This window comes from Vibrio aphrogenes (assembly GCF_002157735.2).
Classification (GTDB): Bacteria; Pseudomonadota; Gammaproteobacteria; order Enterobacterales; family Vibrionaceae; genus Vibrio; species Vibrio aphrogenes.
The window spans coordinates 1-13,283 of the sequence record NZ_AP018689.1; the positions used below are offsets into that span (position 1 = coordinate 1).

General features: G+C 41.6%; 13 protein-coding genes. 3 read left to right on the forward strand and 10 right to left on the reverse strand.

All coding sequences use genetic code 11. The features are described 5' to 3' along the window. Window positions 1–517: 517 nt before the first annotated feature. The 10 genes from mioC to VCA1004_RS00050 form a co-directional block, all read right to left on the reverse strand. Complete coding sequence (mioC, locus tag VCA1004_RS00005) at window positions 518–958, reverse strand: FMN-binding protein MioC (RefSeq protein ID WP_086981846.1); 441 nt, start codon at window positions 956–958, stop codon at window positions 518–520. Window positions 959–987: 29 nt separating this feature from the next. After that, window positions 988–2,349, reverse strand: a complete 1,362-nt coding sequence (mnmE, locus tag VCA1004_RS00010) for a tRNA uridine-5-carboxymethylaminomethyl(34) synthesis GTPase MnmE (RefSeq protein ID WP_086981847.1) — start codon at window positions 2,347–2,349, stop codon at window positions 988–990. A 125-nt stretch (window positions 2,350–2,474) separates the two neighbouring features. Next, window positions 2,475–4,124, reverse strand: a complete 1,650-nt coding sequence (yidC, locus tag VCA1004_RS00015) for a membrane protein insertase YidC (RefSeq protein WP_086981848.1) — start codon at window positions 4,122–4,124, stop codon at window positions 2,475–2,477. Between the two features lie 2 nt (window positions 4,125–4,126). Continuing rightward, window positions 4,127–4,384 (reverse strand): membrane protein insertion efficiency factor YidD, encoded by a 258-nt coding sequence (gene yidD, locus VCA1004_RS00020; RefSeq protein ID WP_086981849.1) that lies wholly within the window; start codon window positions 4,382–4,384, stop codon window positions 4,127–4,129. Next, window positions 4,351–4,674 carry a ribonuclease P protein component gene (gene rnpA / locus VCA1004_RS00025; protein ID WP_232012653.1) on the reverse strand — a complete coding sequence of 108 codons (324 nt, stop codon included), beginning with the start codon at window positions 4,672–4,674 and terminating at the stop codon, window positions 4,351–4,353. Before rnpA ends, yidD begins: the two co-directional genes overlap by 34 nt. A gap of 45 nt (window positions 4,675–4,719) precedes the next feature. Next, window positions 4,720–4,854, reverse strand: coding sequence for a 50S ribosomal protein L34 (gene rpmH / locus VCA1004_RS00030; RefSeq protein WP_021707029.1), 135 nt, complete (start codon window positions 4,852–4,854; stop codon window positions 4,720–4,722). Between the two features lie 221 nt (window positions 4,855–5,075). Continuing rightward, window positions 5,076–5,813, reverse strand: a complete 738-nt coding sequence (locus VCA1004_RS00035; protein ID WP_086981851.1) for an amino acid ABC transporter ATP-binding protein — start codon at window positions 5,811–5,813, stop codon at window positions 5,076–5,078. Then, window positions 5,810–6,481, reverse strand: coding sequence for an amino acid ABC transporter permease (locus VCA1004_RS00040; protein ID WP_086981852.1), 672 nt, complete (start codon window positions 6,479–6,481; stop codon window positions 5,810–5,812). The genes VCA1004_RS00035 and VCA1004_RS00040 overlap by 4 nt, the downstream gene beginning before the upstream one ends. Beyond that, entirely contained in the window at window positions 6,478–8,229 is a 1,752-nt protein-coding gene (locus VCA1004_RS00045; RefSeq protein WP_086981853.1) for an ABC transporter ATP-binding protein/permease, read from the reverse strand. The genes VCA1004_RS00040 and VCA1004_RS00045 overlap by 4 nt, the downstream gene beginning before the upstream one ends. 286 nt (window positions 8,230–8,515) lie before the next feature. After that, window positions 8,516–9,277, reverse strand: coding sequence for an amino acid ABC transporter substrate-binding protein (locus VCA1004_RS00050; RefSeq protein ID WP_086981854.1), 762 nt, complete (start codon window positions 9,275–9,277; stop codon window positions 8,516–8,518). A 328-nt stretch (window positions 9,278–9,605) separates the two neighbouring features. Between VCA1004_RS00050 and dnaA the strand changes: the two genes are divergently transcribed. The 3 genes from dnaA to recF all read left to right on the forward strand — a co-directional run bounded on the left by dnaA (window position 9,606) and on the right by recF (window position 13,265). Beyond that, on the forward strand, window positions 9,606–11,021 hold the full coding sequence (dnaA, locus tag VCA1004_RS00055) for a chromosomal replication initiator protein DnaA (protein WP_232012602.1): 1,416 nt from the start codon (window positions 9,606–9,608) through the stop codon (window positions 11,019–11,021). A gap of 63 nt (window positions 11,022–11,084) precedes the next feature. Beyond that, window positions 11,085–12,185, forward strand: coding sequence for a DNA polymerase III subunit beta (gene dnaN, locus VCA1004_RS00060; protein ID WP_086981856.1), 1,101 nt, complete (start codon window positions 11,085–11,087; stop codon window positions 12,183–12,185). Further along, window positions 12,186–13,265, forward strand: a complete 1,080-nt coding sequence (gene recF / locus VCA1004_RS00065; protein ID WP_086981857.1) for a DNA replication/repair protein RecF — start codon at window positions 12,186–12,188, stop codon at window positions 13,263–13,265. Window positions 13,266–13,283: the final 18 nt, after the last annotated feature.

Sequence of the window (13,283 nt, forward strand, 5' to 3'; positions counted from 1 at the left end):
GATCAGACCTCGAGAGTTCAATTAAAACGATCACATCAAAATGATCGAGGGAAATAAAAGGAGCGATAGTTTACCTTTTTTAAGCTTAACTGAGAATCAATTTGTCAGATTAAATAAAGGATCCAAGAGCTCTTAATATATATAAGATCTTTATATAGATCTTTTATTAGATCTATTATTAGGGAGACACGATCTTGTGGATAACCGATAAATGATCATATAGATCATGGTGTTTGGGACGATCTTATCTTGTGATCTAGTACTGATCTTATTCTGTATTAGCTGGGATCTAAATGCTAGTTTATCCACAGGTGATTTAGATCTAATAGTTATCCAGTGTATAAAAAGGTTAGGAACACAGGATAAAATGGTATTTATCCACAGACGGTTTGCTGGATTAATGAACATTCTTGGTCTGTTTTTGAATAATGAAAAAGTGAAAACTATAAAAAAATCGAAAAAAAAGCAGGATCGGAATCCTGCTTTGGATAGAAAAGGAGGTTGAAACCGAGAGCAATTAGTTTAAAAAGGCTGAAATATGTTCATCTAACCATGCTTCGGCAGGCTCTTCAGGAACCGGAGTACTAATAACATCAATTTCTAAATGCTGACAAAGCTCAGTTGCACCGATATCTAACAGCGTTTCTCGTGCCTGTCGGCCTGCGCCACAAAAGGTGTCATAGCTTGAATCACCAATTGCGATAACGGCAAATTTAACCTCAGACATACGAGGTGGTGTAGACTTTAAACCATGCATAAAAGGTTGGATATTATCAGGATAATCACCTGCACCATGCGTGGATGTGACGATCAACCAAATGCCAGAAGGATCAATATCAGCAAGATCCGGTTGATTGTGGATCGTGGTTTCTAAACCTTGAGCAATCAGTAGATCACTTAAGTGATCGCCAACATACTCTGCACCGCCTAATGTGCTACCTGTGATGATATGAATCATAAGGGTTCCTTTGATGATTCCAAATGGAATTATTTGCCAATACAAAAAGAAGAAAAAATGCGTCCTAACAAGTCATCTGAGCTAAATTCACCGGTGATTTCGCTCAAATGTTGCTGAGTAATGCGCAGTTCTTCCGCGAGTATCTCTCCTGCCATGTAGCCTTCTAATTGCTGCTGGCCTATTTCAAGGTGTTGAGCGGCGTTATCTAGGGCTTCCAGATGACGACGACGTGCCATAAAGCGCCCTTCACTGCCACCAGCAAATCCCATGCACTCTTTTAAATGTTCGCGCAGTGATTCAACCCCTTCGCCAGTTTTGGCGGATAAGCGAATTAAGGTGGGGTTGTTGGCATGGCAGATTCCCAATTGTTCGTTGGTTTGATCGGCTTTATTGCGGATCACTGTCATGCCGATATTTTGCGGTAGACGTTCGACAAAATCGGGCCAAATTTCTTTTGGATCAGTGGCATCAGTGGTGGTGCCATCGACCATAAATAATACTCGGTCGGCTTGTTCTATTTCTTCCCAAGCACGTTCAATACCTATCTTTTCTACTTCATCAGAGGCTTCACGTAAGCCGGCAGTATCAATGATGTGCAATGGCATACCATCAATATGAATATGCTCTCTCAGCACGTCTCGTGTGGTGCCTGCGATATCCGTTACTATCGCTGACTCTTTACCTGACAATGCATTGAGTAAACTAGATTTACCGGCATTTGGACGCCCTGCGATCACCACTTTCATCCCTTCACGGATCAAAGCACCTTGGTTCGCTTCTTTACGTACTAAGGCTAAGTTATCGATGATGGTTTGCAGATCGGCGCTGACTTTTCCATCAGCAAGAAAATCAATTTCTTCTTCTGGAAAATCAATGGCGGCTTCTACATAGATACGTAAGTGAATTAATGATTCGACGAGGTTATTGATGCGTTGAGAAAATTCACCTTGTAGAGAATTAAGGGCTGACTTCGCCGCTTCTTCTGAACTGGCATCAATTAAATCGGCAATCGCTTCGGCTTGAGTCAGATCGATTTTATCATTTAAAAAGGCACGTTCTGAAAACTCGCCAGGTCTGGCGGCACGAATCCCATCAATTTTTAGAATACGCTTAATCAGCATATCCATCACGATCGGTCCACCATGCCCTTGAAGCTCAAGTACATCTTCACCAGTAAATGAATTGGGATTAGGGAAATATAGGGCAATACCTTGGTCGAGTTGTTGGCCGTGTTCATCTTTAAAAGCAAGGTACTCTGCATAACGAGGTTTGATTTCTCGGCCGAGTACTTCAAGAGCTACGTGAGTCGCTTTAGGGCCTGAGACGCGGATAATACCAACTCCACCTCGACCTAAGGCGGTAGCTTGGGCGACAATTGTCTCTGTATTCATAATTCCAACCAATTAACAAATGAGTGTAGATAACGGCTTTAGTGTTGATAAAGCGAGTTTACATTAACAGAAAAAGCAAAAGGCGACCAAATAGGCCGCCTTAATTATTTTATGCATTAGTAAGATTATTTCTTCTTAGAATGCAGACCTTTTTTCTCAAGTGCTCGATAAATCAAGGTTTGCTGTACTAAGGTCACGATATTGGACATTAGATAGTAAAGCACTAACCCTGATGGGAACCACAAGAAGAAGAAAATGAAGATGACTGGCATAAACATCATCATTTTTTGCTGCATTGGATCCGTAATCGTTGTTGGGCTCATCTTTTGGATGATCAACATTGAGATCCCCATTAATACTGGGAGGATATAGTACGGGTCTTGTGCCGATAAATCGTGAATCCAACCGAAGAATGGCGCGTGGCGTAATTCAACGGATTCCATCAATGCCCAGTAAAGCGCGATGAAGATAGGCATTTGAAGAAGAATAGGGAAGCAACCACCCAGTGGGTTCACTTTTTCTTCTTTATACATTGCCATCATTTCTTGGCTAACACGTTGACGGTCATCACCTAGGCGTTCTTTCATCGCAACAATCTTAGGTTGCAACATACGCATTTTAGCCATTGAGGTGTACTGTGCTTTCGTCAGTGGGTACATCGCACCACGTACAATGAAAGTCAGCAAGATGATAGCAATACCCCAGTTACTGCTGATATGAGAATGCAGGAACGAAAGGAGTGAGTGCAATGGTTTCGCAATGAACCATAACCATCCATAATCAACCACAAGATCTAGGTGAGGCGCAGTTGCCGCCATTTGGTCTTGCAGTTTAGGACCAGCCCAAAGTGTGGCTTTGATTTCGCTATTTTGGCCGTTCGCAATCACTTGGTTTGGTGTGCGTACGCCGATATCAGCAATGTTACCAATCACACGAGAGTAAATGATTGTGCCAGGTTGGTCACGAGGGATCCAAGCTGAAGCAAAGTAGTGTTGCAACATGCCAACCCAACCTTGACCATCGGCTAAGGTTTTATTGAGGTTTTTGTCTTTCATGTCGTCAAACTTGTATTTTTCATAACGAGTTTCAGACGTAGAGAAAGCACCACCTGTGTATACCGGCATACCAATATGACCATTACCTTCGACCATTGTTTGGCGTAGGTGGGCATACATACCTAAAGTTGCATCTTGACCAGATTGGTTATTGATGTCGTAAACCACATCGATAGCGTAGTTATTACGCTTAACAATAAAGGTTTTGGTGTATTCAATGCCGTTAGCGCTATAGGTTAATGGAATACGTAATTCATCTTGACCATCCGCTAATTGATAAGACGTTGCCGCCGCGTGATAAGTCGGACGATTAGTCGTACTGACATCAATACCTTGAGGACCGACTAAGCCACTTTGAGCGATGTATTCATGCTCTGGAGATTCTTTCAGTAAGACAAAAGAATCTTTAGAATCTAGAGTCGCGTTGTATTGATTCAATTTCGCTGAAACAACATCACCGCCAACAGGGTTAATCGCTAAAGTCAGAACATCCGTTTTTACCGTGATGGTCGTTTGAGCGGGTTTATTTTTAACTTGCTGAGGAGCTAACGGATCAGCTGACGCTTCAGCAGGGTCATGCGGTAGGCTACTGTCAGTATGAGTTTGAGTCTGCTGCACGCTTGTTTGAGCTGGTTGAGCGTCTTTATTGCTCCATTGCTGGAATAATAAGAAGCTGACTAGAGCAAAAGCGATTAACAGGATATTACGTTGAGAATCCATTGTTATTTATCTCTGTCGTGTTTTTGTTTTGGTGGGACAGGGTCATATCCCCCAGCATTTAAAGGATGGCATTTTAATAGACGTTTGCCAGATAACCAACACCCTTTTACAAAACCGTGCTCTTTAATTGCTTCAATAGCATAAGTTGAACAGGTTGGAGTAAAGCGACATCGAGGTCCAATTAGTGGGCTAATCATTCCTTTATATAGGTAAATTAACCTAATAGCTAGCCACGATAAGGGCGAGATAGGCGTTGCCATAACTTCTCAAATAAATTAAAAATTTCGTCATTACTCAAATCTTGAGCACTCTTTTTCGCTATTACCACAAAATCTTTATTCGGCAGTTGATGTTGTTTTAGACGAAAGCTTTCACGGGCTAAACGTTTAAAACGATTACGACCAACAGCAGTTTTGATTTGTTTTTTAGGAACAGCTAATCCAAGTCTTGGATGAGAGAGCGTATTATTGCGAGCGATAATAGTGAAATGAGGGGAGCCGGCTCGATGAGCTTGCTGAAAGACGTTTTGATAATGCTCGGGAGTTAACAAACGTAACTCCCGAGTAAAAGTAGACTTAGTCAAAATAATTCAGAATTATTTTGAAAGGCGCTTACGGCCTTTTGCACGACGTGCATTAATTACTTTACGACCGTTCTTAGTAGCCATACGTGCACGGAAACCGTGAGTACGTTTACGCTTAAGAACAGTAGGTTGAAAAGTACGTTTCATGATTATTACCTTTACTGATCAGTAGTTTATAGGTTCTTGTTAAACCCGGTGTGAGATATTTTATCCGACACCTCTCAACAAAGAGGCGGAATTGTAATCATTGACTGGCAAAGAGTCAATGCTACAGGGCTTAATAAACACGGAAATCGTGTATTAAAAAGCCAGTTGGCCTAAAAATCTGTGTGCGGATTATACGGGTTCTTATATCAAGTGCAAGGATCCTATTGGATCCCTACTTGATTTAAAAATTTAATAAGTTGTGGATTAGTGGGATCTTTAAATATTTGATCCGGCGTTCCTTGTTCCACAATTTTACCATTGGCCATATAGATCACTCGATCGGCCACTTCGCGGGCAAATTGCATCTCATGGGTGACCACCAGCATGGTTTGGTGCTGTTTTGCGAGTTGTTTCATTAAACTTAATACTTCACCGACCCATTCAGGATCAAGCGCCGAAGTCGGTTCATCAAACAATAAAAGCTCAGGCTTAAATGCCATGGCACGACCGATCCCAACGCGTTGTTGTTGCCCTCCGGATAAAGAGGCAGGATAACTATCCCCTTTATCGCCCAAGCCAATATCATCTAAGATTTTTTGAGCATGGGCTAACGCATCGGCTTTTTTCCATCCTCGCACGGTGATCAATCCCTCGGCAATATTTTGCCTAGCAGTAAGATGAGCAAATAGGGCGTAATTTTGGAAGACAAAGCCCGTTTTGCGGCGTAACGCCAGTTTATCTGCTTTGCTATGGTGTTGTGAATCAACCCGAGTGCCTTCAATTTCTATGATGCCTTGTTCTGGGCTTTCTAAGAAATTCACGCAGCGCAATAAGGTGGATTTACCGGTCCCACTGGAGCCGATAATAACAATGATTTCACCTTTTTTTATTTCAATATCAACGCCTTTTAGTACTTCTGTATCACCAAAGGTTTTGTGTAGATTCGAAATTTTTATCATCGTTGGTATGCCTTATTGAATTTGGTTTCAGCCCAGGTTTGTACACGGGTAAGGATTAATACGACTCCCCAATAAATCAGTGCGACAGCTAAGAAGGCTTCAAAGAATCGAAAACTTGAAGAGGCTTCCATTTGTGCTTTTGCCATGATTTCAGCCACCCCTAAGGTAAAGGCGAGTGAGGTCGATTTGATCATATCAATGAAGTAATTCATCAAAGAAGGCAAAGCCACTCGTGCTGCTTGCGGCAATATAATTCGACGCATGGATTGTGAAGAGGTCATGCCGATAGAAATACTGGCTTCCATTTGGCTACGGTCAATCCCAATAATGGCAGCGCGGATGCTCTCGGCCATATAAGAAGCAAAATGCAGAGTTAACCCTATGATGGCGGCAGTAAAGGCATCCATTCCGACAAAGATAGGAAAGATCTGAGGTAGCCCGTAGTAAAGCAGAAAAAGTTGTACTAAAAGCGGAGTACCACGGAAGAAACTAATATACAGCTGGCTGAGTTGGTTTAATACGGGCACTTTAAATACGCGAATATTAGCAATAACCACTGACAGAATAAGCGCGAAAATCATGCCCCAGATAGCCATTTGTAATGTGGTACCTAAATACCGAAACAAAATAGGCAATAACTCGAGCATGTAGTTTAGGTCAAATTTCATGAGTAAAGAGAGTTTCCTTCTATTGGGCTTAAGCGCCAGTCTATCTGTTTATCCGTACGCCGTGCATGCAAATGATAGTGGTGAAAGCGTGCCACATTACTGCGATGAGCGATACTGACCAAGGTAGTGTTCGGTAATTGCTCTTTAAGTAATTGGTAGAGGTTACTTTCAGTTTCTTCATCAAGAGAAGACGTTGCTTCATCTAAAAATAGCCACTTCGGTTTGAGTATCAAGGCTCTGACAATCGCGACGCGTTGTTGCTCACCGGGTGACATAGTATGGGACCAGGACTTCACTTCATCAAGTTGCTGGCTAAAGTGTTCAAGTCGACACTGCTGCAGTAAGTCTTGGATTTCGTGATCGGCTATTTTCATCTCTGTATTGGGATAGCACAAGACTTCTCTTAACGATCCGGCTGGTAAATAAGCTTTTTGAGGTAAAAATAGACGACTTTGTGCTAATTCAATCGTAGCATCAGAAAAAGGCCAAATTCCGGCAATGGTTTTCATCAAGGTACTTTTGCCGATTCCAGATTGACCGGAAATTAAAGTATGTTGTCCTGCCGGTAAAGTGAGTGCCTTTAAAGAGCTTAACTCGGTGCCATCGGGCAGTTTGAGTTGGCAATGGTGAATGTGTAGATAATCTTTATTATGAGCAATCACATTTAGATGAGAATGTTGTACTTGTTGTTTAGTGTTGAACATGTCTTGGTTATAGGTAGTTAGACGGTCAACACTGGCTTTCCAACTGGCAATACTGGCATAAGAATCAACAAACCAACTGACGGCTCCCATTACTTGTGAAAAGGCGTTATTTACCTGCATTAATCCGCCTAGTTTGATAGCACCAGAGAAAAAACTCGGGGCCGCAATGAGGATTGGGAAAATAATGGCAATTTGATTGTAACCACTATTAAAACCCACTATTTGTTTTTGTTTACGCATGATTTGCCAAGTATTTTTCCACACATCGATAAAGCGTGATTCAAGTAATTCACGTTCTTTCGATTCACCTTGATACAAAGCGACCCCTTCGGCGTTATCGCGTAAACGTATCAAGGAATAACGAAAGTTAGCCTCAAATTTTTGTTGCATGAAGTTAAGCCCAATTAAAGGTTTACCGATTTTATGCATGATATAGCTGCCCACCAGCGCATACAGTAAAGCGGCCCAAACCATAAACCCAGGAATCGTTAAGTTTTGCCCAGCAAAGTGAATACTCAGCGGGGAAGATAAGCCCCACAAGATCGTAATAAAAGAGATTAACGTTACAACAGAATTGAGCAAACCAAGCGATAAATTTAAGGTATCTGCGGTAAATTGGTCGATATCTTGTGCGATACGTTGATCAGGGTTATCGGTTTTATGTTGGCCTCTTTCGAGTTGAAAATAAGAGCGATCAGTTAACCATTCTGAAAAATAGGCATGGGTCAGCCAGCGACGCCAACGCAGTTGCAGCATCATATTGAGGTAAATTCGATAGACGGCAATGATAATAAAAATCGCGGCAATCAAAGAAAATTTAATAATCAGATGGGTGAAGGCTTGCTTATCTAAGTCTTGTAATGCGTTGTAAAAATCTGAGTTCCATTGATTTAAAATCACCGACATGTACACCATGCCAAGGTTGAGGATCACAATGGCGATTAATAATCCGCGAGCGAGCCATTTTTCATCAGATTGCCAATACGGCTTCGACAGTTGCCATACTTTACCTAAGAAGTGGGAAGAGGTTAAACGCAATACCATATCAATACATTCCTTCAGACTAATGGTTTTTTAAACTTTTCTGAGGTGTACTGACTGATAATGACAAGCAGAGTTCACTGATACCTCTCATCCCCCAGCCACTCGGTTACATTTTGATACAAAGAGCAGATTTTTGAGTGTCGGGCAGTCGATTGTGCTAGTTATTCGTAGCTGAGGTTAAATAACCTCATAAATAAAAAGCCGCTTTTGTTGGCCGGTATGAAGTAACGACCTGAAAGCGGCTTATGTATTGCTTAAATTATGTTTGTCTTTCTAATGCTAGTGATTATTTCTTAGTGATATCGGCCCCAAACCACTTTTCAGAAATCGTAGCTAGGGTGCCGTCTTGGCGCATTGCATCAAGAGCCGTGTTCACTTCAGATTGAAGCTTTTTCCCTTTTTCGTTGTTAACGAATGGCCAAGCATTTTCAATGGTTTCAAACGGTTCGCCAGCCAGTTGTAGTGGCAGGTTGGCTTTCTTAATAATTTGTATTGCTGAGAGGCGATCCATCACGAAAGCATCAGAGCGGCCCAGTGCGACATCTTGCTCAATTCCGGCATCGTAAGTTTTGATATTGATTTTGCCTTCTTTATCGTAACTACGTAGCACTTGTTCAAAGTTAGAACCTAAGTTTACCGCTACTGTTTTTCCGGCAAGATCATCAATCCCTTTAATGCTGTCATTGCCTTTACGTACTGTAATTTGAACCCCATCAATCACATAAGGCTGAGAGAATAAGTATTTTGCTTTACGAGCTTCGGTGATTGAAACCTGATTGGAAATTGTATCCACTCGACCTGTTTCTAGTAGACCAAATAAGCCTGAAAAGTTAGCGGTCACAAATTTGATGTCGTAATGATTACGCTTACCGATTTCATTCCAAAGGTCGACTTCAAAACCTTGCAGTTTATCGAGCTTTTGGAAAGTGAAAGGGAAATAGGTGCCGGACATACCGACTTTGACTTCTTGGTTTGCTGCTTGTGCAAAAGTGGTTATAGAAAAAAATAGTGCAGCAGCGGTAATCAGTTTATTTATTGTTCGGTTCATGGTTTAACTCCCAGATGATTTGTTGGTTATTATACTTATCCCCTTATTAATAAATCTAAGAACAAGATGTTATTAATCATAACCATTAAGCTTAGAAATCACCTGATACAAATAAGAAGCTTGTGGGTAACTTTATTCACTTTAAGGCAACATCGGTGTGAAAAAGAGCAATTTCATCCACTTCATAACAAAATAGATCGGATCGAAGAAAATATTGTGAATAACTTGGATCTTATTCACTGTTCACAGGATCTATTACTGGTGATCTTGTTGCCTAAGCTGTAGAATTACTTTCCTTTCAAATCAGATCATTTCGTGTGAGGTTAATGTGTCGTCTTCGTTATGGTTGCAATGTTTGCAACAGCTTCAAGAAGAGCTTCCAGCGACGGAATTCAGCATGTGGGTTCGACCCCTACAAGCAGAACTTAATGACAATACGCTTACCTTATTTGCCCCCAACCGTTTTGTGTTGGATTGGGTGCGCGATAAGTATCTCAATAGCATTAACCGTTTATTGAAAGAGTTTTGTGGCTCCGATACTCCAAATTTGCATTTTGAGGTAGGTAGTAAGCCAACTCAATCCGTGGTTGAACCACCAAGAAGAACCGCTGCCGATGTGGCGGCAGAGTCTTCGGCACCAGCTCAACTACAAAAAAGCCGTCCCGCCAATAAATCTTGGGACAGCAATACGCCAAACCGTGAAAGCATTGTCGACATTAACCATCGTTCAAATGTTAACCCTAAGCATAAGTTTCATAACTTTGTGGAAGGTAAATCAAACCAATTAGGTTTAGCCGCAGCAAAGCAAGTCTCTGATAACCCTGGTGTTTCTTATAATCCATTGTTTTTATATGGTGGAACCGGTTTAGGTAAAACGCACTTATTGCATGCGGTTGGTAATGCGATTGTTGAAAGTAAGCCTGATGCTCGAGTGGTGTATATGCACTCTGAGCGTTTTGTACAAGATATGGTGAAAGCGTTACAAAATAACGCGATTGAAGAATTTAAAAATTATTACCGTAGTCTTGATGCCTTGTTGATTGATGACATCCAATTTTTTGCCAATAAAGAACGCTCTCAAGAAGAGTTCTTTCATACCTTTAATGCCTTATTAGAAGGGAATCAACAAATCATCTTAACTTCGGACCGTTATCCAAAAGAGATTAACGGTGTAGAAGATCGTCTGAAATCTCGTTTTGGTTGGGGATTGACCGTTGCGATCGAGCCTCCAGAGCTGGAAACGCGCGTGGCGATCTTGATGAAAAAAGCCGAAGATCACCAGATCACATTGGCTGATGAAGTGGCATTCTTTATTGCTAAGCGTTTACGTTCGAATGTGCGTGAATTAGAAGGAGCGCTAAATCGTGTGATCGCCAATGCGAATTTTACTGGTCGTCCAATTACCATTGATTTTGTACGTGAAGCGCTACGTGATTTGCTGGCCTTACAAGAAAAGCTTGTCACCATCGATAATATTCAAAAAACCGTCGCCGAATATTACAAAATCAAAGTGGCTGATTTATTATCTAAGCGTCGTTCTCGTTCGGTTGCACGTCCTCGTCAATTAGCGATGGCGTTATCGAAAGAGTTAACCAACCATAGCTTACCTGAAATAGGGGACGCTTTTGGTGGTCGTGACCATACCACGGTATTGCACGCGTGTCGTAAAATCAAAGAATTACGCGAAGAAAGTCATGATATAAAAGAAGATTACTCAAACTTAATTCGTACTTTATCTTCTTAATGGTTAAGTGGTATTTAATCCCGAGCCTTCTTAATAACCGATTGAAACAACGTAGAGTAGATTATGAAATTTACCATTGAACGCACTCAATTAATCAAGCCGCTGCAACAAGTCTCTGGTGCACTCGGTGGTCGTTCAAGTTTGCCTATTTTAGGTAACTTATTAATTAAAGTTGATAATGGTGAGTTGTCGATCACCGCAACCGATTTAGAAGTCGAATTGGTGTGCCGCCTTGAGTTAGACGGGCATTTTGAACCAGGTAGTACGACAGTTCCATCCCGTAAATTTTTGGACATTTGCCGTGGTTTACCTGATAGCGCCGCGATAGATGTTACCCTTGATGAAGAACGTTTACTGATCAAATCAGGACGTAGCCGCTTTTCATTAGCCACTTTACCGGCAGCGGATTTCCCAAATATCGAAGATTGGCAAAGTGAAGCGGAAGTCACTGTAACACAAGGTGAATTACGTCAATTGGTCGAGAAAACCCAATTTTCAATGGCAAATCAAGATGTTCGTTATTATTTAAACGGCATGTTATTTGAAATTGAAGGTACATGTTTACGTTCTGTGGCAACCGATGGTCACCGAATGGCAGTGGCAGAAACGGCGTTAGTTGGTGAATACCCACAACAACAAGTGATCGTGCCACGCAAAGGGGTTCTTGAACTGATCAAATTGCTCGATCGCCCTGATGAACAAGTGACTCTTCAAATTGGTCAATCCAACATTCGCGCCAATGTGAATCAATTTACTTTTACTTCTAAGTTAGTCGATGGCCGTTTCCCTGATTATCGTCGGGTGATGCCACAGCATACGACAAAAACCTTAGAAGCCGACTGTGAGAGTTTACGTCAATCGTTTTCTCGTGCCGCGATTTTATCGAATGAAAAATTCCGTGGTGTACGAGTCAATTTAGCGGGCTCTGAAATGCGCATTACCGCAAACAACCCAGAGCAAGAAGAAGCGGAAGAAAACCTGGATGTCAATTATCAAGGAGAGCCGCTCGAAATTGGCTTTAACGTGAGCTATGTGCTCGATATTTTAAATACCTTGAAATGCAACACCGTACGTATGTCGATGAGTGATGCCAATGCCAGTGCTTTGGTTGAAAATACCGAAGATACCTCGTCTATGTATGTCGTGATGCCGATCCGCTTATAAATGCCTCTCACTCGACTTTCGATACAGCAATTTCGTAATATTAAAGCCTGTGATTTATCGTTATCACCAGGCTTTAATTTTCTGGTCGGCCCTAATGGCAGCGGAAAAACCAGTGTGCTGGAAGCGATCTATTTGCTAGGACATGGCCGCTCATTCAAAAGCACTTTAACTGGGCGTGTGATCCAAAACGATGAAAGTGAGCTGTTTGTTCATGGCCGTTTTCTATCGCAAGATAATTACGAGCTCCCGATTGGGATCAATAAACAACGTGATGGTAGCAGTGAAGTGAAAATCGGTGGTCAAGGTGGGCAGAAAATTGCTCAATTGGCGCAGATTTTGCCTTTACAGTTAATTCATACTGAAGGCTTTGAGTTATTAACCGAAGGGCCGAAATTCCGCCGTTCTTTTATCGATTGGGGTGTGTTTCATACTCAAGCTAATTTTTATGATAAATGGGCACGATTAAAGCGTTTAATTAAACAACGTAATGCATTATTAAAAACCGCCACTCGCTATCATGAGCTCAGTTTTTGGGATAAAGAACTCGCCCAATTAGCGGAAATGATCAGTCAATGGCGTTCTGACTATGTTTTGCAGTTAAAACAAGAAGCAGAGCAGATTTGTCGTGTATTTTTACCTGAATTTGAGGTGAAAATTCAGTATTATAGGGGGTGGGATAAAGACACGCCCTATGCGGATATTTTACAAAAGAATTTTGAACGAGATCAGCAACTCGGATACACCTTTAGTGGCCCGAATAAAGCGGATCTTAAACTAAAAATAAATGCGACACCGGTTGAAGATGTGTTATCCCGTGGGCAATTAAAGCTGATGGTTTGTGCATTACGTTTAGCACAAGGTCAACACTTGACGCAAACAACCGGCAAACAGTGTATTTATTTAATTGATGACTTTGCTTCAGAGCTAGACAGTCAACGCCGAGGGCGACTTGCTGAGTATTTAAAGCAAACGCAGGCACAGGTTTTTGTAAGTTCTATTACTGCAAGTCACATTGCTGAAATGCAAAGTGAAAATAGCAGGATGTTTCATGTGGAACATGGCAAAATAGAACAAGGATAATTAAGGCGAGAACAATTC